We start from the raw sequence: 19,144 nt of genomic DNA on the forward strand, positions 1-19,144 counted from the left end.
CACTCCGATCCCTTCTAGGGTTGTAATATCGCGGATGCAATCTGCAGGGCTTCCTTCCCGGTGCCGATCTTGTATCCGGAAGCCGTATAACGGATTTGCTCCTGACGGTCCAGGACGAACAGATGAGGATAACCGGCTTCATGGGCTGCAGGATTCGGGATGAAACCCGACAAGGAAGCGTAACTGGAATCCCGTACAAACATGGTGCGTGCCGGCAGCTTCGGATAGCTTGCCGGATCAAAGGAAGCCGTCCATTCCGCATCCCCGATTACCAGCACAATCGGCAATCCCAGCTTATCCAGCGGCTCGGCCAGCTCGCTGAGCTCGCGGAACAGATGCTTGGTCGGCTCCCGCTCCGGTTCGATCCAGGCAGCGATAGCGCCCTCGGACCCCAGAAGATCCTTAAGATCCGCTCCCGTTCCGTCTAATCGGGTAAGCGTACTGCCCGGCGCCAGTTTGCCCAGCACCGGAATGTCGACCGCCGTCTCACGATAGGTCAGCGCCACGCGCGTGGTGTCTCCGGCACGAACGGTAAAGTACGTGAAGCGCACTCTTACCGTTCCGTCCTTCAGCCGGATGCCCGACGTTAGACGGTACGAACCCGGCTCAACCTCATACGGCTCGTCGTAAACGTCGGTGCTGCCATAAGGATACACCAGCGTTTTGTACACGCCGTCTTCCAGGCGGGCGAAGGTAAAGTTCTCGGCATAGGATGCGGCCGGCGTATCCTGCGAAACCTCCGGATCCCTGAGAAGCTGCAGCATCCCCCAGCTTGAGCTCTCCTGATTCCGAGGGGAGTCCAGACGGAAGGCTGCATCTTCCCAGCTTCCATCACGTAAGTACTGCGGCTTCTGCTCGCTCGGATGCAGTCGGGCGGGAATCCCCAGACTACGGCATACAGCCACAAACAGAATGTCCAGCGACTGCTCGTCTCCCTTCATGAGACTGTACGTGCCTGCCGGATTTCCCTTACCCTTCAGGTTGGGAAGGTCCTCAGCATAGGCATAGCCCTGCTCCAAATGCCCGGCAACCGTAGAAGGATCCTTCCTGAATGCCGCAGTCTCCGCCTCCGTAAAGGCATCAACGAATACACGGCGATACGGAACCAGCATTTCATAAGAAACCCGCGGACACAGGATGTACTTCACGAAGGTATCCTCATCCCACTGTCCACGCTGTGAGAGGGCACCCATCAGATGATCATCCAGCGTAGGCCGGAAGGTATCAATCAAATCCTTTTCGTTCAGCGACTCCAGCAGCCGCAGCGGCCACTCGCCATATTCGCCGGAACGCTCCTCCAGGAACGCGGCGATTTCCTTGCTGTTGCCTCTGGCTTTTCGAAGGACGTCCCACACCCGCTCGGGAGGCAGTCCTGATGACTGGGCTAGTGTGAACGCCTCTTCTTCGCTCAGGAATGTACCCTCATATTCAGTCCGGACCTTCGTCCCTTCCTCCAGACGGTGGTTATGAGCCTGGCTCTTCTCCTCGGATAACGCCGTCGCGGCGTCCCCTTCTCCTTCCGGTGGAGGAACCATATCGAAATCCACGATCCCTGACGGCTGTTCGGATGAATCAAGGACAAGTTCGATATGTCCGCCGTCCTGGGCCTTGAACAGGACTTCACTCCACTTGCCGCCGCTGACCGCACGAACCAAGAGGTCGCCATAACCGGTCTTAAAGGAAGCCTTCCCTTGCTCATCGGTCTTGATTTCGGCAATCGGATAAAACTCAGCCATATTATACAGCTCAAATCGAATGCTTGCGCCGGATACAGGCCCTCCCTGCTTATCCTTCACGCTCACGTAAAGGGTTCGAGCCGGTGCATAGTTCTCCAGCAAATTAATCTCCGTAAACCCCTTTTCGCATAGGGTAATATCCTCCGGACCGGGGTAATCGGCAAAAATTCGCGTATTGATCAGCATCGCCCTGCGTGCCGGCGGACTGAACCAGCCTTGATTCAAGCGGGCTTCCGGTTCGCATGCCCCGATGTAATACCACTGGCCGTCTGCCCATGCTTCCACCCAGGCATGGTTGCTGTCGCAATGAGCCCAGCGCGGCGTATAGACCTGACGCGCGGGGATGCCGATGCTACGAAGCGCGGCCACCGCCAGGGTGGACTCCTCGCCACAGCGTCCGCGTGCGTTCCGGATCATCGTCAGCGGCGAAATGGTTCGCAGATCGCTGCCGATGTAGGTTGCCTTCTCATGGCACCAATAATTGGTTTCCAGAATGGCATCCGCCATCGATAACTTCGCCGTCCGTTCGGCCAATTCGTTGTAGAGAATACCACGGTAATCCTCAATATTCTCCGTATTAACCCGGTAAGGAAGCACAAAATGCAGGAACAGATGATCCGGCACGCGCTCGCCCCAAGGCACGCGCTTACGGATGTCCAGGGCTTGGCGCACATGATTCAAGAACAATTCTCCATCATAGTCGGCCATGTCGTTCACCGGCATGTAAGCAAACAAATATTTCAGGGCCCAAATCTCTTCATCGGTCAGTTCCTGCTCAAAAACATGAAACAGCTTATCCTTGCGGGCTTCCGCAAAAATGATCTTCTCCTGAAACTTGTGCTCGATCCGCTCCAGCGTCTGCGAATCCAGCGAGAACACCATGGTTTGGCTGGTCATCCTCCGTTCACTCCCTCCATAACTTTCCGTCTTCCCGAATGCAGATTATAGCCGTTCCGTCCGATGAAGGCGCGCTAATCTGGAACAGGCTCCGGGTCGTTTCAATCACGGGCTGGATGCTCCATGAATCCTCGCCCATGAGCTGCTTCGTTTCCTGCGTAAATTCACCATGGGCTTCATAGTAATTACGCTGCCGGTAATAGAGCCTGCGCAGCTCCCATTTGATCCGTTCGTCCTCCGGAAGCTTAAACGGCTGGTGCCCCTCGCCATCGGCGAATACGACGTAACCCCACAGCTCCGGGTAATGCATATTGATGATGCCCATCGGCGACCATACCCAATTATCCTCCGGATAAGGCTTGCCTGTCTCCGGATTCAGCACCTTGCGATATTCGCCGTCCTGTACCTCGGTCTGCCATTCCACGCGCGAGAAGTTGACGCGCCAGAACTCACCCGGCGCAGGACGGCGGCCGCCTTCGGCACATTCCTTGAGACTAGCCCAAGGAATCGCCACCTCCACGCTCCATTTCCGGTTATCGGCGCCCGGTCGGTTCAACTCCCCGTCGATAAACACCGCCGTCTTAAGACCGCTGATGTCCCAGCCGTTGACCGGAGGTCCGCCATCCCGGTACGGTTTCACGAGCAGCAAGTCCCACACGGTGTTCAAGGCATTGATCTCGAATTCATAATATTGATGGCTGTCTCCGTCCGGATCAATGAATATTTCAAAGTCATTATCATAGAAAATAACCGAATCGCGTTCCGTCAACGTCGCCCATATCTGATCCTCGATCAGCTCGGCGGCAAAATAAAAATAGTCGTCGTCCCACAGCATTTTGACCCGGGTCCGTTTTCCCGGCTTCGGACGAAGATCCCCTTCGATATCAACGAAATCGTCGGTCCACTCCGCCGCATCCCAGAACGCCTTATCCACGCGGCCGTCCAGCACGAGCGGCTGCCCCGCACGCTTGCATATATAATGCTTGGGAGCATACTCAATCCTCGGCTCCGGCACTCCACTTCTGTTCATGTCATTCTCTCCGCTTCATGAGGGAGGAATGCGCACTTATCAAGCGCTCCCTCCCCGTGATGGTTAGTTATGCGTGACTACGGCTCCCGAGCCGCCGTACATCTCCAGCTCTTCGTCAAACTCCAGCTTAAGAACCGTCACCTGCTCATGCGCGTCTTCAGGAGTCATCTTGATCCACGTCGTCCCCGGGATATTGAACCAAGGCACACCCCCATGGATCTCGTGGGTAAGCTCTTTGCCGGAATGCAGCACGGTAATTTTCTTGATCGGGTTGCACAGCCCCTTGATGCACACATTCTCTTTCGGATCGTCATAAACAAACAGGTACAATGTCTTTCTGTCCTCGGAAATCGTGCTTCCCCCCAGATAATAGCGGGTCATAATGCCCTCGCCCGTTCCGAATACGGCCTCCTCATGGGTCCGGATCCATGCTCCCAGCCCAAGCAGAATGTCCTCCTGCCTTGGATCGATGGTGCCGTCCTCGCGCGGACCGATATCCAGCAGCATATTGCCGCCCATCGAGATGCAGTCGCAGAACATCCGAATGATCTGGTTCAATGATTTGTATTTATGATCGGTCGGCACATAACCCCACGAACTGTTGATTGTCGTGCAGAATTCCCAAGGTCCCTCCGGTCTCGTGATCGGAATGCCCTGCTCCGGCGTTTTATAATCACCGTGGCCCTGCAGGCGCGAGTTGATAATGATGTCCGGATTGAAGGATTGCAGGTAATGCTTGAACTCCGGCAGATTCCACTGCTCGGCACTCCGTTCCCAATCGCCGTCGAACCACAGCAGATCCACCTTCCCGTAATTCGTCAGGATCTCCCGCAGCTGGTTGTTATTAAACTCCAGGAATTTCTGCCACTTCTCCTGATCCTGAACACCGTCCACGGGACTGGTGTGCGGGTTGACCCCGCTGAGATCCTCCGGTACCCTGCCTCCTTCGAACACGCTCGGATAATCCGGATGCGACCAATCAATCAGAGAGAAGTACATGCCCAGGTGAATCCCCTTCTCCCTGATCGCTTCCGCATACTCCCGCACGATGTCCCGATTTGCCGGCGTCCGCTTGACCACGTTGAGATCGCTGTACTGCGTATCCCACAGCGCAACGCCATCATGGTGCTTCGTTGTCAGCACGGCATACCGGGCACCGGATTTCTCGATCAAATCCGCCCATTTCTCCGCATTGAATTTCGATGCCGTAAAACCGTCCAGCTGCTTCATGTACTCGTCGTAAGTGATCCTCCCATTATAGAAGGACCAGGATTCCGAGACCCCCTCCACAGCATAAATGCCATAGTGAATGAAGATGCCCAGCTTGGCTTCTTCGAACCATTTCTGCATTTTTTGTCCACACCTCTTCTTAAAGTCCTTGGTAAGTGAAAAATACGTTTATATAAACCGCTTCTTAACGAAACCGCAGTACGTGCGCAATCGGCGCCGGCCCCTGACGTTCCTGATCCGGAAGACGAACCGCAACGCCACCGTCCGTGCGACGATAATCCAGCGCCTCCTGACCCCCGACCAGATCAATGCGGCTGAACGCCGTTTGAATTGGAATGTGCAGCTCCTCAGGGACGGCTTCTTGCTCATTTCGATACAGATAGATGGCGTAGGTCGTATCGCCTTTTTGGGTAAACTGGACCGCGCCGGAGGAATACGGCTCGCAGATGCGCGTGCCATAAATGGCTTCTCCATAAACTTTCAGCCACTCTCCCATGCCCTTCATTCGTGAAATGGCTGTCTCGGGCAGCCTTCCGTCCGGCTGCGGACCCACATTGAGCGCGAGGTTTCCGCCTTTGGCCACGATCTCGACCAACAGATGAATGAGCTGACGCACCGTTTTATAACGATCTTCGTAGCGGAAAGAGAAGGAAGTTCCCATCGTGATGCAGCTCTCCCAAGGCACATGAAGGGCTCGCTCAGGGAGGGTCTGCTCCGGCGTAATCAGATTCTCGTAAGGCCCGCCGACCGTACGGTCCGCCGAGAGGAGCCAAGGCTGAATCTCACGCGCCTTCTCTACCACTTCGCCCAGCCGGATATTCTGGTCCCGGTAATCGTTCACCCAGCCTGCATCCAGCCACAGCACATCGATGCGGCCGTAACGGGTCATCAGCTCCATGATCTGCTCATGGGTAAACTGGACAAACTGTTCCCACAGCCACGGGTATTTCTTCGGGTCGTAGCTTGGACCGCGTGACGTAAAGCTTCCGGCCTCCATTCCCGGGGCCCAGTAGTATGGCGTATGCCAGTCGGCCTTCGAGAAATAAGCGGAGATGCCGAGTCCCTTGGCACGAAATGCCTCGAACAGCTCCTTCGTGATATCGGCGTATTTATGCCTATGGAACGGACATTCCGTTCCGGTGACACGGTAATCGGTTGTATGCGTATCCCACATGCAGAATCCGTCATGATGCTTGGTGGTAAAGTTCAAATATTTGAAGCCGTTATCGGCTGCCAGGTCAGCCCACAGATCAGGCTGAAAGCGAAGCGGGTTGAACGTCTTGTTCAGGTCGAAATACTGCCGCTTAAGCTCCTCCGCTTCGATATCCCAGTCAATGCCGTCACGCGACCAATCCGCGTCTTTATCACTCAGTGCCCATGATTCAACAAGGCCCAGCTGGGAATACGGTCCCCAATGCATCATCAGGCCCAGCTTCTGGTCCTTGAACCATTCCAGGCGTTCCAGGAGCAGCGGATCCTCCGGCTTGACCCATTTGTCCTCACTGCTGAAATTGTGCACGCCCTGCTCCACTACCGCTTGTTCTTCCTCTACCAGCTTGTTCTCCGACATGGTGTACCTCCAATAGTCATTTGTTGATAACGATATCTTTGAAGACCGTTGGAACGGGCCTTCGCCTGCCCCCTAAAAACAATAGCCAACCCCCGGTCATGAATCGACCGGGATACGTTGGCTCTTTGTTTTTCATCTATGCATCTGATTATTGCTCGGCATTCCAGCGATCATATGCGCCTTGATAAAGCTCGACGAGACGGTCGCTGCCCATTTTCTTGACTTGTGCTACGTATTTATCCCAATTTTCAAGCGGCTCTTGGCCTGTCACGAATTTGGCTTCCATCTGTTTCACGTACGTTTCCAAATCGGACAACAGCGCGGTTGCCTCGCTTTGCTCTTCATTCGTCAAATAAACGTTAGGGAACGGCGATTTACCGATCGGCACCAGCTTCTCTTGATTCTGCTGATCGATCCACTCATCAAATTCGGTGCGAAGACCTTTCGCAACATCCGGATCATTGACGCCAGGCGTCAAAATACCGTAGTTCGGCGTGATTTTGCCGCGATATTCTTCACGATCTCCGCCGCCTGGCACTGGGAGCCATTCTTTCACGCGGTTTGCCTCATCCTTGAATTTCCACAATGTGCCTTCAGGCCCTTGGTTAAACAGCGTGGCGCCTTCATAGCTGTACAGGTAATCGATCCAGCGCATGGTCGCTTCCGGAGCCGGGTTGCTGCTCGAAATGGCGAAGGTGCCTCTTGCCGACATACCAGGGTGCATACCGTATACAGGAGAGTCGGCGATTTCACTCTTCACCGGCGTCATGAGCGGATGCTCGCTGCTCGGCTCGCCACCGAGCGTGAAGTACGCATGGTAGTCGTTAAACAGGGCCAGCTGATTGTTTTCTCCCTTGGCTTTTTTCTGATCGCCTGTTTGCGAGAAGGTTTCATGATCCAGCAGTTCTTCCTTCCACAGACGGTTCATGAACGTCAGATAGCCTTTATAGCCTTCTTCCTGGTAAGGATAGTGCACTTTTCCGTCCTTGTCGGAATAGATGCCTTCGTTGTACATTCCCCAGAAGCCGAAGAAGTACATACGCAGGTCATCCAGCTTGACCGAAGTCAGCGGAATTTCGTCTTTCTTTCCATTTCCGTTAGGATCTTCTTCCTTGACGCGTTTCAAGAATGTATATAATTCCTCGGTAGTCTTAGGTTCGGACACGTTTAACGCTTTTAGGAACTTGCCGTTGTACCACATCGGGCCTCTGTACCATACGGCAGCCTTATCGACAAACGGCAGGGCATACATATGCCCGTCCGGGGTCGTAAAGGACTTGCGGACATCCGGATTTTCATCCAAAATCTTTTTGATGTTCGGTGCATAGCCTTCGTCAATGTACTTCTCCAGCGGAATGAGGATGCCTTGGCTGCCGTAAGTTACCTGCTCAGCCGGCTTCAGATCCGCCGCATAGAACATATCGGGCAAATCGCCGCTCGCAAACACCAGATTTTTCTTCGTTTCAAAGCTGTCAATCGGAGAAAGCTGATATTCCAGCTTGATGCCTGACAATTTCTCCATCTCTTGTAGTACGGGCATCGTATTCCAATCGGCTACACCGGCATCCTGTGACATGACCGTCAGCGTGATCGGCTCATCCACAATCGGGAAACCTTCCTTTTTTACCCCTTCCGTACTGGCCGTCCCGGACGGTGCTGTAGCAGCGCCGTCTCCTTTCGGTGAACCACAGGCTGCAAGCATGGTTGCTGAGAGGGTGAGGCAGAGTAAAATAGATGATGCCTTGCGAAGCTTTTTCATGACAACAACTCCCCTTTTTTGGTGTGGATTGTATGGTTTAAGATCAGCCCTTAACGGAACCAATCATAACACCCTGCACAAAGTAACGCTGAAGGAACGGATAAACCGCAATAACCGGAAGTGTCGCAACGATAATGACCGCATATTTGACCAGTGCGGCAATTTCCGCTTTGGAATTCATCGCTGCTGCGGATGAGGCGTCAATCGCCCCGCCGCCCTGTGCCGCCATCTCCTGAAGAACCAGGATTTGACGCAGGAAGAGCTGCAGCGGGTACTTCGCGGCATCGTTCAGATAAATCATGGCACTGAAATAACTGTTCCAATGTCCGACGCCGTAGAAAAGTGCCATGACGGCAATAATCGGCATCGAGAGCGGCAGTACGATTTTGATGAATAACCGGAAGTTCGTACAGCCGTCGATATGGGCCGCTTCCTGAAGCTCCTTCGGAATGGTCGATTGGAAGAACGTCCGGGACACAATGATATTCCATATGGACGCAGCTCCCGGCAGAATAAGCGCCCACATGCTGTTGACCATGCCAAGATCTTTAACGAGCAGGTAACTCGGAATCAGTCCCCCGCCGAAAAACATCGTAACCAGGAACACCGCCATAAAAAATCCTCTGCCTACAAAATCGGAGCGGCTTAGCGCATAGGCTGCAGGCAGCGTGACAATCAGATTCACGATCGTACCTATCACTGTATAAATAATCGTGTTCTTGTAGCCAATCCAAATGTTGGCATTCTCAAACACCCGGGCATATCCATCAAACGTGATCCCTTTCGGAATCAACCACATTTCACCTGAGCTTACGTACTTCGGATCACTGATGGAGGCGCTGACAATGTACAGCAGCGGGTACAGTACGATAATCAGTGCAATCGTCAGATAGATGTAGTTGCATAGCAGGAATAATTTATCCCCTTTGCTTTCCCTTACCGTGGATGACATATGTTATTCCCCCTTCTACCACAGGCTGTTTTCGCTGGTGCGACGAGCGATTTGGTTCACCGCAATCAGCAGAATCGCATTAATGACCGAATTGAACAATCCGACGGCGGTAGAGAAGCTGTACTGTGCGTCAACCAGACCGGAGCGATAAACAAAAGTCGAGATGACATCGGAAGAGCTCATATTCAGCGGGTTCTGCAGCAGCAGGATTTTCTCGAATCCGACGCCCAAAATGCTGCCCATGTTCAGAATCAACAGGATGGTGATCGTAGGTACAATCGCCGGAATGTTAATATGCAGAATGCGTTTGAATCGGCTCGCACCGTCCACGACGGCAGCTTCATGCAGCTGCGGATCGACACCCGACAATGCAGCCAGATAGATAATGGTACCCCAGCCCGCGCTCTGCCAGACGCCAGACAGCACGTACACAGTCTTAAACCAAGCGGGATCTGTCAGGAATTGCGGCGGCTGAAAGCCCAGCATTTCCACAAAATTTACGATCATGCCGGACGAAGGCGACAAGAAGGTAATGATCATACCGGACATAACCACGACGGAAATAAAATGCGGCGCATACGTGACGGTCTGTACCGTACGCTTGAAGAATGAATCCTTCACTTCGTTGAAGGCCAATGCCAGAATGATGGGCAGCGGAAATCCGATGGCCAGCTCATACAAGCTGATGCTGAGCGTATTCCAGAGCAAGTCCCAGAAGTAATAAGAGTTAAAGAAGCGTTCGAAGTGGTCGAATCCGACCCACGGACTTCCCGTTATTCCCAACGTCGGGATGAAGTTTTTGAAGGCGATTTGGATCCCGTACATCGGACCATAATGGAAAATGACAAAATACAGAAATGCCGGAGCTATAAACAAATACAGCTCCCAGTTTCGAATCATCCTCCTCCATAATGTATTTTTCTTACGATTCGGCATCGTGTTAACCGATAAGCTTTGCGACAGGGCGGATTGACCATCTTGCTGCATAGGTTGCCCCCTCCTTTTCTAATGAAAATCCGGCCATTTTGTTCGGAAAAGCACCCCTGTTTAATGTATAAGAAAGAGCCTTCCTGACCACTCCTCAGCGTGCGGCTTTCGCCCGCTTTATAAATGTTAACGCTTACATCCCAAGTGTATGGACCGCGGCACCATCCGTAAATATGTCATTTTCAATGGTCTACTCGAAATGGCTCTATGCATTGATATGACGGGCTTTTCACGCCCTTCCCACTCTTGTCATTGTCGTTTTCGGGTAAGAAAACATGTGGTTTTTGACCCCGTTTCCTACGGTAAATTGTCATCTAGACTATTGGGATGATCCTTGACAGATGTCAAATCTGACCGTAAGTTGGAAAAATAAGCCGTAAAAGCAAAACTGACATATTCTAAAAGAAATGAGGTATTACGCATGCAGCCATCATCCTGGTTTTTAGCCGGCTACGCTGGACGCAAGATCTTATCCGAGATCACGGCCGAAGATGCCAAGCGGCTCACTCACTTGAACATCGCTTTCGCCCATATCCAAGAAGACAAGATTACGTATACCGATACGAACACCATTCACGAGATCCAACGCCTGAAATCCATCAATCCCGAATTAACCATACTATTGTCTGTTGGCGGCTGGGGCTCCGACGGATTCTCGAAAGCTGCAGCTACTCCGGAAGGAAGAGAAAGCGTATGTGAATCGGCGATCAAGCTGCTGCAAGAGTTTCCATTCGACGGCATTGACCTGGATTGGGAGTATCCATGCTACTCGATCGCCGGAACGGCGGCATCGCCAAGCGACAAGGAGAACTTCACGCTGCTGCTGAAGGAGCTCCGGGAAACGCTGGATCAATACGGACGGGGCAAGAAGCACTATCTGTTGACCATCGCGGCCGGAGCCGATCAATATTATATCGATGGCACCGAAATAGGCGACATCCACCCCTATCTCGACTTCATTCAGCTGATGACGTACGACATGCGCGGCAATTTCCAGACGCTGACGGGCCACCACACCAACCTGTACACCTCCACCGGCGATCTGTTCCGAATCAGCGTTGATGCTTCCGTCCGTTTGTTTACCCTAGCCGGTGTGCCGCCCGAAAAAATCGTGATCGGCGCCGCATTCTACTCCAGGAAATGGAAGGATGTGCCGGATGTGAACAACGGCTACCTCCAGCTCGCTCCATCCTCCGGTGGTTATGGCCCTACCTATACTCAGCTCGCTGCCGAATATCTCAATAAACCTTCATATAAGCGGTACTGGGACGACGAAGCCAAAGCGCCTTATTTATTCGACGGCAGCAGCTTCATCACTTACGATGATGCCGAGTCCCTGACTCATAAATGCAAATACATACAGGAGCAGGGACTGGCCGGCATCATGTTCTGGGAATACAGCTGTGATGCGACGCACAGCCTGGTGGATGCCATGTACAAAGCATTCCGCGCTCCTAAACAGAGCGGGAACCTGCCTGAGTCGTAACAGCCTCACTCCCCTCCATCATCTCTCTTTATCTAGCTAATCGTTCCGGACTCTTTCCTAATGGTGAAGGAGTCCTTTTTCACTGCTCACGCAAAAAAGAGGCTGACGACAGGTGACGTGTTATGTTATCTGTCATATCATTAACTTCTGATGCTTGCGCTGCAATGGCTTGGCTTTATTTTATGAGTTCCTTCCGAACTCCGTAAATATGTCGTTTTTATCTTTAACTATAGAGCATGCAAAGCCTTATAAACACTGGAAATTTCATACTGTATATGTTGATCTTGCACCTTACATGAGAGTTCCAACTCACCGACAATCTTGGAATTTGACAGAAAAAAAGCCGTTCCCGAATACGGAACGGCTTTTTTTCATCTATGAGAGTATGGATTTTTCTCTTTACTTATGTCATTTATATGTCATTAAATGTAACTTATCTGGCTGTATTTCGATCGTCATTCGTAACATCACCAAAGAAGCGGATCGAGTACAATGCACACAGACCGACAATCGTATAGATAATGCGGGAACCTACGGAGCTCTGTCCTCCAAATAATGCAGCTACCAGGTCGTACTGAAACAGGCCGACCAAAAGCCAGTTAATGCCCCCGATAATCAATAACAGCAAAGCAATTGTATTAAATGTTCTCATCGTTTAACCCCCCTTACGTCCGATTTTCACATCATTCGTTACATGGTTTGTTTTTCTAGGATTTTAGTATCTATTTTTAACCAATTATTGCGTTTGTAATCATGTCCGAATAAAAAAACATCCCCTTAATGGGGATGCTCTTGCACCGAGATCATTCTCTCTCTTTAGACTTCTTTGGGGAAACCGCGTTTATGGTGCAAAAGCTCGAGAAATACCTCAACGGCCTTGGTATGATAAGGTGTCCTCTGTGTAATCCAGGAGAACTGCCGGGCCACCGGCTTGCCGTTCGGTACCAGCATATGCAGCGTCCCAAGCTGAACCTCCTTGCGCACCGCCCATCGAGACAGCAGCGTTACGCCAAGGCCTGCCTCCACGGATTCCTTGATCAGCTGGGTGCTTCCGAACTCCACGATATGCTGAGGGTGAATATGATACCGTGAGAACATCCGCTCCGTTGCCTCGCGGGTGCCTGATCCGGCTTCCCTGACAATCCAGGTCTCATTCGCAAGCTCGGACAGCGGCAGCTCCTGGAGATGGTCATACCGCCCGTCTCGGGGAACCATCACCACCATGTCATCCTCTGCAAAAGCTTCGATATGCAGCTTCTCATCCTGATAATCCCCCTCCACGATCCCGATATCCGCCTCATGGCGCAATATCATCTCCGCCACCTCCGTGGTGTTCCCGATCGTGATCGATGGGCGGATCAAGGGATAATGCTCCCTCATATAAGCGATCATATGCGGCAGCATATATTCCCCGAAGGTGTAGCTGGAGCCAATAGACAGATTGCCGCTTGCCCGATGCATCAAATCGTCCACAAGCGTGTTCATGCGGGTGTACAGACCCAGAATGTCCTTCGCATGATGATACACAATCTCACCGGCTTTCGTCAGCCGGACATATTTATTGGTTCTCTCCAGCAGCTTGGTGCCGACGGACCGCTCGAGCGCTTGGATATATTGACTTACCGCGGGCTGTGTCATCAGCAGCTCCTCGGCTGCACGGGTAAAATTCCCCTTCTCTACCACCGTAACGAATACCTCCAATGGTTGATCCACGCTTTTGGCCTCCTTCGTTCGCAATATTCACGAATGGTTAAGAGTTATATTATCATAACTTTTTACTTATGATGATCATCATAATGATTTATTTTTCTTATCCAATGGAATGAGCTACGATGGGATCATACCAACCGAACGAATCGGAGGTTACATCTTATGACAGAGCCAGCCTATTCCAATTCACAAGAACACGTCCATCGCCTGATCCGATGGACACAGCATACGCTGCCCGCCGCCGCAGGCGGCATTGCCTTTACCTTTGTCATCGCCCTTATCGGTTACGTATTAGCAAGCGTGCCGGGCCTTGGCTACCTTGGCCAGCTCGCCTGGGCGATTCTCATTGCCGCGTTATACCGGCAGCTGCGCGGTTACCCGGAGAGACTGCGCATTGGAATCCAATTCACGGCCAAACGGCTGCTGCGCCTAGCGATCATTCTATATGGCTTAAAGCTGAATATCGGCATCGTGTTCCAGCAAGGCCTCGGTTTAATGATGAGGGATGTAATCAGCGTCGTATTTGCCATCGCTCTTACCCTGCTGATTGCCAAATGGCTGAAGGCCGATATGTCCCTATCCCTCCTGCTCGGCATTGGAACCGGTGTATGCGGTGCGGCGGCCATTGCTGCCGTGTCCCCGATCCTCAAGGCAAAGGAGAAGGACACTGCGCTTGGGGCAGGGCTGATTGCCTTTCTTGGAACCATTGTTGCTATCGGTTATACCGTCGTTCAGCCGCTGCTTCCCTTAACAGACACCCAATACGGCGTGTGGTCGGGCGTAAGTCTTCATGAAATCGCCCATGTGGCACTCGCAGCCGCTCCGGCAGGGGAGGACGCCCTTGCGATTAGCCTGCTTGCCAAGCTGGGACGCGTATTTCTGCTCGTACCGCTCAGTATTGCGCTCATGGTCTGGATGAAGCGTACCGGGCGCTTACAGAGTCAAACACGGATGGAGTTTCCCTGGTTTCTGCTGGGCTTCATGGCAGCGAGTGTACTGGGAAGCTGGGAATTTACCGGACAACCGATCATTCCCCTGCCGATCAAGGATTGGATTTCTCAGGCGGCCTCCTTCATTCTTGCCATGGCCATGGTCGGACTTGGCCTGAATGTCCACTTGAAGGATGTACGCGGTGCCTGGCGTCCGCTGCTGGCCATGTCCATCACCACCGTGCTGCTGATCCTGCTTACTTATGCCATGGCATAAACAAGCGGGATGCGCGGTCGGTATTGTACCAACAGAAAACCATCCCCTGCGTCGGATTCCCCGGCTGGGGATGGTTGTTTGTGATGAAAACCGATGCCCCATTCCTATCCTCTAACGCTGGACCCAAGCTATTTTAGGATGGCTGCCAATACGACAATCCCTGTCTTTTTCTTTCCATTTTAGGGTAAAACTAAATGTATGCGGTCCACCCATTCCAGGTGGAAGGTTTAGCTCCCCTGCTTTCTTGGGTATTTGAGCTTAGTATGCAGTAAATATGCAGAGCTATCATGATAGAGGAGATGGAAGTATGCAACGAAATCATACGATTATGCAATTCTTCGAATGGCATGTTGCAGCCGATGGCTCGCACTGGAACCGACTCAAGAACGCAGCCCCCGAGCTGAGCAAGGCTGGGATCGATGCGGTATGGATTCCTCCGGTGACAAAAGCATCGTCCGCCGAGGATAATGGTTATAGCGTATACGACCTGTATGATCTGGGAGAGTTCGATCAGAAGGGAACGGTTCGCACGAAGTATGGTACCAAGCAGGAATTGATCGATGCCATCGCGGCCTGCCACAAGAACGGAATTGCCGTCTATGTGGATCTGGTCATGAACCATAAGGCGGGTGCTGATGAAACCGAGCGGTTTCGGGTTGTGCAGGTCGACGAGATGGATCGGACCAAGGATATATCCAAGCCATTCGAGATTGAAGGCTGGACCAAGTTCACCTTCCCTGGCCGAGGGGATCAATACTCCTCGTTCCTATGGAATTTCACTCATTTTAACGGTACCGATTACGACGATTTCAGCAAACGTTCCGGCATTTACCGGATCGTCGGCGAGAATAAATCATGGAGTGATAACGTTGACAATGAATTCGGCAATTACGACTACCTGATGTTTGCCAACATTGATTACAGTCATCCGGATGTACGCAAGGAAATGGTTGCTTGGGGCAAGTGGCTGGTGGATACGCTGCAATGCAGCGGATTCCGGCTGGATGCGATCAAGCATATTAACCATGACTTCATTAAAGAATTTGCCACCGCCATGAAGAAAAAGCGCGGAGATGATTTTTACATCGTGGGCGAGTTTTGGAATCCCGAGCTTCAAGACTGTCGAAACTTTCTGGATACGGTAGATTACAAGATCGATCTGTTTGACGTGTCTCTTCACTATAAACTGCAAGCCGCTTCCAAAGCCGGCCGTTCCTTTGATCTGCGGACGATCTTCGACGATACGCTCGTGCAATCACACCCGATGAATGCCGTCACGTTTGTGGACAATCACGACTCGCAGCCGCAGGAATCGCTGGAATCCTGGGTGGAGGATTGGTTCAAGCAGAGCGCTTATGCGTTGATCCTGCTGCGAAAGGACGGTTATCCTTCCGTCTTCTATGGCGATTATTACGGAATCGGCGGCGAGAAACCCATTCCCGGCAAAAGGGAGGCGATCGACCCGCTGCTGTATGCCAGAGCGAATCGGGCGTATGGCGAGCAGGATGATTATTTTGACCATCCGAATACGATAGGCTGGGTTCGCCGCGGCATCCCGGAAATCGAATGTTCCGGCTGCGCGGTGGTCATTACCAATGGCGAAGCCGGCGATAAGCGGATGTTTGTCGGCGAGCATCGAGCCGGAGAGGTATGGGTGGATCTGACCCGTACCCGGAAGGATCGCATTACGATCGGCAAGGATGGTTTCGCTCTTTTTCCGGTGAACGGCGGCAGCGTGTCCGTCTGGGCACACCCGGATATTCCCGTAGAAGCGTAAACAGCGGCATTTTACATGAACAAAAAAAGGCCGGAAGGATCGGTTTCGCCAGGCACTCCTAATGTGTAGGAAAACACCTGCGAAAGCCCTCATCCTTCCGGTTTTTCGCGTTAATGGACACGCATCGATCAGCCTTTAACCTGATAACGGCGGCGCAGACCCTCGCCTAACAGGTTAAACGTGATGATCAGCAGCATCATGGCAAATGCCGGATAGACCACGAATTGGAACTTCCCTAGCCAGATCTCCGCCCGATGCTTGGACAGAATCGTGGCCCAGTTATACCCGGTCTCCACGAATTCCATGACATAATAGTTAACTTCCTTCCACTCATGACCAAGGAAGATGTTCACGATCGCAAGCTGGCCAAGCAGGAGCATGACCTTTCCCATATCCAAACAGAAGTTGACGATCACTTCGGGGAACATGACCGGGATATAGTAATTCTTCGTCAACGTCCTCGTGCGAAGACCTAACGCGGTTCCGGCCTCCATATAAGGCTCGCTTGCCATCTTGTGGGCCTGCTGCTGAATCGTGATGGCCACTCGCCCGGCCTCGACGCTGGCCAGAATCAGAATGGCCCAGCCCATCCGCTGCTGAGAGAAGAGAAAGAACGGAAGCGCAAGCAGCAGGGCCGAGGCAAAGACCGGCGGCAAATAGGAGCACAACTGGTTCCAAAAGGTGATGAGCCGGTGGGTGAACCCCTTTTTCTTGCGGGCAATCAATCCCAGGGGCACCCCGATCGCATATCGGACAGCCGTAATCGCGAGCACCAGCAGGATCGTATCCTTGGCGGTCACAACCAGCTTGCTCAGGTTATCGACCCCCCTCTTATCCGATCCAAGCCAGTTCTTTGAGGAAGGCTTATAGGGCGGAAGGGTCAGCTTCTGCTTCCCGTCCTTCATCACCCATCTGGAGGGTTCATTCTTCAAATCCTTATCGATGAAGGGCATGTAAGGCCCCGCCAGCATAACGAAAACGAAGAAAGCAAGCAAAATACCGCCTATCCATAATGGAAAGTTCTTCAAGACGACTCACCTCGTATCTTTATCGTGGATCAAAGTACTTGCGTGCCGAATGACTGATCCATTGGACGATCATGAACAGCACCATGAAGGAAAATGCGATATAAATAATGACACCCGGTTCATAATTGCCGCCAGTGCCGCTGAACGTATTAAAATCCAGTGCCAGAAACAATCTCCACGCCGCCCCTGGATAGTTGCGGTAATATTCCACCACGAGCAGGTTGGACAAGATGAAGACAAGCAGGCCCGGAAGATGGGTCAGGATGGTCGCGATGCCGTTGCGCAGCATATGTTTGTAGACAACCTTTCGGTCGCTCAGCCCTTTGGCTTTAGCCAGCAGTATGTACATCTTGCCTTCCTGTGCAAGCAGCGAGGCCGACGTGATTCGGGCAATGAAGAAAATCGGGTAAATCGAGACAAGCAGCGAAGGCAGCACGAAGGCCTCCCAGCCGTCAACCGCAAAATAACGGATAGCCGGAACATGCCTAACGAGCACCCACTGCGCGATCAGCATCAGAAAAAAATCCGGAATGGACTGGAACAGCCATGTCGTCCAGTGCCCCAGCACGCTGAATTTGGTCTTGGACAATTTGTAGTCCAGGACTCCCTTCAGAATGCCAAACACGAATCCTATGAGTAAAGCGGATACAATAACGAGCAGGCTTTTGCCGACGGCTCCGAAAGCGGCCGCTTCCGAGGACTGGCCGATATACCGCGTTTCTCCCAGCGTCCCGTTCTGAATGGCATTTGCAAAATAATCGCGAATATACGTAACATACTCACCCAGATCAAAGGAATAGTTTGCCACCACTAAATAGCCGTCCACCGACAGATTCAAATCCCTCGGCACCAGGACGATGAGGACGATGAACATAAAAGCCAGCAGGCTGGTCACCGTCGTTTTGAGCATTTGCGTTTTTAATCTCATACCGTCCTCCCACACATGATTTCAGCAGTACCCCTCTTGGTTCATTCGATTAAGCACTTATTCTACTACTATCATACATCTCCTGAATAAGTCCAGATGAAAATACAAAATTTTACTTTTGATATTTCCGCATCAGGTATTGAAATTCATATATGGCCATGTACCTGCACTCATAAACCCTGGATGTCGCCCTATCAAATTGCAATCCGCCGTAAAAGGATATACTCTGAACGTAATACATCTCATTGGAGGAGGTTTCTACGGCGATGTCGATCTATGAATATGAAGTAAAAACGATACGCGGCGAATCCCAAACGTTGGAATCTTATAAAGGCGATGTCATGCTGATCGTCAATACGGCGACCAAATGCGGCTTTGCCCCTCAATTCGACGGTCTGGAGAAGCTGCACCAAACCTACCGCGACCAGGGATTGGCCGTTCTCGGCTTCCCCAGCAGCCAATTCATGAATCAAGAGCTGGAGGAGGATGCCGCGATCGAAGAGGCCTGCAAGCTCAATCACGGCGTAACATTTCCGCTGTTTTCCAAGATTGATGTGAACGGCACGAACGCTCATCCGCTTTACAAATATCTGACCAGCGAAGCCCCCGGCGCACTGGGCATCAAGGCGATCAAATGGAACTTCACCAAGTTTCTGGTGGACCGCAGCGGCAAGGTGATCAAACGCTTTGCGCCGACGGATACTCCAGAGAAGATGGAAGAGGATATCAAGAAGCTGTTATAAAAGCAGCTTAACACACATCCCATATCCTTTTCGGCTAAAAAAGGGCTTGCCCGAGGTCCATCGACCTTGGGCAAGCCCTTCATGTTATGCGGTTCGGCAGTCAAG

15 protein-coding genes are annotated in these 19,144 nt (G+C 52.1%); 4 read left to right on the forward strand and 11 right to left on the reverse strand.

What is annotated here, in order from left to right; genetic code table 11:
- Window positions 1-14: 14 nt before the first annotated feature.
- The 7 genes from PAEVO_RS29665 to PAEVO_RS29695 form a co-directional block, all read right to left on the reverse strand.
- Entirely contained in the window at window positions 15-2,633 is a 2,619-nt protein-coding gene (locus tag PAEVO_RS29665; protein WP_100541070.1) for a transglutaminase domain-containing protein, read from the reverse strand.
- Between the two features lie 7 nt (window positions 2,634-2,640).
- The gene (locus PAEVO_RS29670; RefSeq protein WP_100541071.1) at window positions 2,641-3,663 is read right to left on the reverse strand and encodes a carbohydrate-binding family 9-like protein; all 1,023 of its coding nucleotides are present in this window, start codon (window positions 3,661-3,663) and stop codon (window positions 2,641-2,643) included.
- 63 nt (window positions 3,664-3,726) lie between these two features.
- Window positions 3,727-5,013, reverse strand: a complete 1,287-nt coding sequence (locus PAEVO_RS29675; protein WP_100541072.1) for an alpha-L-fucosidase — start codon at window positions 5,011-5,013, stop codon at window positions 3,727-3,729.
- Window positions 5,014-5,077: 64 nt separating this feature from the next.
- The gene (locus tag PAEVO_RS29680; RefSeq protein WP_100541073.1) at window positions 5,078-6,463 is read right to left on the reverse strand and encodes an alpha-L-fucosidase; all 1,386 of its coding nucleotides are present in this window, start codon (window positions 6,461-6,463) and stop codon (window positions 5,078-5,080) included.
- 148 nt (window positions 6,464-6,611) lie between these two features.
- Window positions 6,612-8,222 (reverse strand): extracellular solute-binding protein, encoded by a 1,611-nt coding sequence (locus PAEVO_RS29685; protein ID WP_071218757.1) that lies wholly within the window; start codon window positions 8,220-8,222, stop codon window positions 6,612-6,614.
- Between the two features lie 43 nt (window positions 8,223-8,265).
- Window positions 8,266-9,174: a carbohydrate ABC transporter permease gene (locus tag PAEVO_RS29690; protein WP_071218756.1), complete on the reverse strand. Its 909-nt coding sequence runs from the start codon at window positions 9,172-9,174 to the stop codon at window positions 8,266-8,268.
- A gap of 15 nt (window positions 9,175-9,189) precedes the next feature.
- The gene (locus PAEVO_RS29695) at window positions 9,190-10,161 is read right to left on the reverse strand and encodes an ABC transporter permease (protein WP_100541074.1); all 972 of its coding nucleotides are present in this window, start codon (window positions 10,159-10,161) and stop codon (window positions 9,190-9,192) included.
- Between the two features lie 421 nt (window positions 10,162-10,582).
- Here PAEVO_RS29695 and PAEVO_RS29700 point away from each other — a divergent pair, with 421 nt between their 5' ends.
- On the forward strand, window positions 10,583-11,647 hold the full coding sequence (locus tag PAEVO_RS29700) for a glycoside hydrolase family 18 protein (protein WP_100541075.1): 1,065 nt from the start codon (window positions 10,583-10,585) through the stop codon (window positions 11,645-11,647).
- A 433-nt stretch (window positions 11,648-12,080) separates the two neighbouring features.
- On the opposite strand, the gene PAEVO_RS29705 is transcribed toward PAEVO_RS29700, so the two are convergent.
- Both PAEVO_RS29705 and PAEVO_RS29710 read right to left on the reverse strand, forming a co-directional pair.
- Entirely contained in the window at window positions 12,081-12,299 is a 219-nt protein-coding gene (locus PAEVO_RS29705; protein ID WP_100541076.1) for a DUF378 domain-containing protein, read from the reverse strand.
- Between the two features lie 164 nt (window positions 12,300-12,463).
- Window positions 12,464-13,360, reverse strand: coding sequence for a LysR family transcriptional regulator (locus PAEVO_RS29710; protein WP_100541077.1), 897 nt, complete (start codon window positions 13,358-13,360; stop codon window positions 12,464-12,466).
- 159 nt (window positions 13,361-13,519) lie between these two features.
- Between PAEVO_RS29710 and PAEVO_RS29715 the strand changes: the two genes are divergently transcribed.
- Together PAEVO_RS29715 and PAEVO_RS29720 are read left to right on the forward strand one after the other, a co-directional pair.
- A complete protein-coding gene (locus PAEVO_RS29715) occupies window positions 13,520-14,563 on the forward strand; it encodes a YeiH family protein (protein ID WP_100541078.1) in 1,044 nt (347 codons plus the stop codon).
- A gap of 307 nt (window positions 14,564-14,870) precedes the next feature.
- Complete coding sequence (locus PAEVO_RS29720; RefSeq protein WP_100541079.1) at window positions 14,871-16,340, forward strand: alpha-amylase; 1,470 nt, start codon at window positions 14,871-14,873, stop codon at window positions 16,338-16,340.
- Window positions 16,341-16,468: 128 nt separating this feature from the next.
- Here the strand turns inward: PAEVO_RS29720 and PAEVO_RS29725 are convergent, their stop codons facing one another.
- Together PAEVO_RS29725 and PAEVO_RS29730 are read right to left on the reverse strand one after the other, a co-directional pair.
- Window positions 16,469-17,368 carry an ABC transporter permease subunit gene (locus PAEVO_RS29725; RefSeq protein ID WP_100541080.1) on the reverse strand — a complete coding sequence of 300 codons (900 nt, stop codon included), beginning with the start codon at window positions 17,366-17,368 and terminating at the stop codon, window positions 16,469-16,471.
- Between the two features lie 19 nt (window positions 17,369-17,387).
- Window positions 17,388-18,296 (reverse strand): ABC transporter permease subunit, encoded by a 909-nt coding sequence (locus PAEVO_RS29730; RefSeq protein ID WP_100541081.1) that lies wholly within the window; start codon window positions 18,294-18,296, stop codon window positions 17,388-17,390.
- A 266-nt stretch (window positions 18,297-18,562) separates the two neighbouring features.
- Here PAEVO_RS29730 and PAEVO_RS29735 point away from each other — a divergent pair, with 266 nt between their 5' ends.
- Window positions 18,563-19,039, forward strand: coding sequence for a glutathione peroxidase (locus PAEVO_RS29735; RefSeq protein ID WP_009592987.1), 477 nt, complete (start codon window positions 18,563-18,565; stop codon window positions 19,037-19,039).
- Window positions 19,040-19,144 lie beyond the last annotated feature (105 nt).

The sequence above is a fragment of the Paenibacillus sp. GM2FR genome (genome assembly GCF_002803325.1).
In the GTDB taxonomy this organism is placed as follows: domain Bacteria; phylum Bacillota; class Bacilli; order Paenibacillales; family Paenibacillaceae; genus Paenibacillus_AQ; species Paenibacillus_AQ lautus.

What these genes read in the sequence shown, in the direction of transcription:
- PAEVO_RS29735 (WP_009592987.1), top strand. Translation starts at nt 18,563, where the DNA reads ATGTCGATCTATGAATATGAAGTAAAAACGATACGCGGCGAATCCCAA.
- PAEVO_RS29720 (WP_100541079.1), top strand. Translation starts at nt 14,871, where the DNA reads ATGCAACGAAATCATACGATTATGCAATTCTTCGAATGGCATGTTGCA.
- PAEVO_RS29685 (WP_071218757.1), bottom strand. Translation starts at nt 8,222, where the DNA reads ATGAAAAAGCTTCGCAAGGCATCATCTATTTTACTCTGCCTCACCCTC.
- PAEVO_RS29675 (WP_100541072.1), bottom strand. Translation starts at nt 5,013, where the DNA reads ATGCAGAAATGGTTCGAAGAAGCCAAGCTGGGCATCTTCATTCACTAT.
- PAEVO_RS29665 (WP_100541070.1), bottom strand. Translation starts at nt 2,633, where the DNA reads ATGACCAGCCAAACCATGGTGTTCTCGCTGGATTCGCAGACGCTGGAG.
- PAEVO_RS29680 (WP_100541073.1), bottom strand. Translation starts at nt 6,463, where the DNA reads ATGTCGGAGAACAAGCTGGTAGAGGAAGAACAAGCGGTAGTGGAGCAG.
- PAEVO_RS29695 (WP_100541074.1), bottom strand. Translation starts at nt 10,161, where the DNA reads ATGCAGCAAGATGGTCAATCCGCCCTGTCGCAAAGCTTATCGGTTAAC.
- PAEVO_RS29690 (WP_071218756.1), bottom strand. Translation starts at nt 9,174, where the DNA reads ATGTCATCCACGGTAAGGGAAAGCAAAGGGGATAAATTATTCCTGCTA.
- PAEVO_RS29715 (WP_100541078.1), top strand. Translation starts at nt 13,520, where the DNA reads ATGACAGAGCCAGCCTATTCCAATTCACAAGAACACGTCCATCGCCTG.
- PAEVO_RS29670 (WP_100541071.1), bottom strand. Translation starts at nt 3,663, where the DNA reads ATGAACAGAAGTGGAGTGCCGGAGCCGAGGATTGAGTATGCTCCCAAG.
- PAEVO_RS29700 (WP_100541075.1), top strand. Translation starts at nt 10,583, where the DNA reads ATGCAGCCATCATCCTGGTTTTTAGCCGGCTACGCTGGACGCAAGATC.
- PAEVO_RS29705 (WP_100541076.1), bottom strand. Translation starts at nt 12,299, where the DNA reads ATGAGAACATTTAATACAATTGCTTTGCTGTTATTGATTATCGGGGGC.
- PAEVO_RS29730 (WP_100541081.1), bottom strand. Translation starts at nt 18,296, where the DNA reads ATGAGATTAAAAACGCAAATGCTCAAAACGACGGTGACCAGCCTGCTG.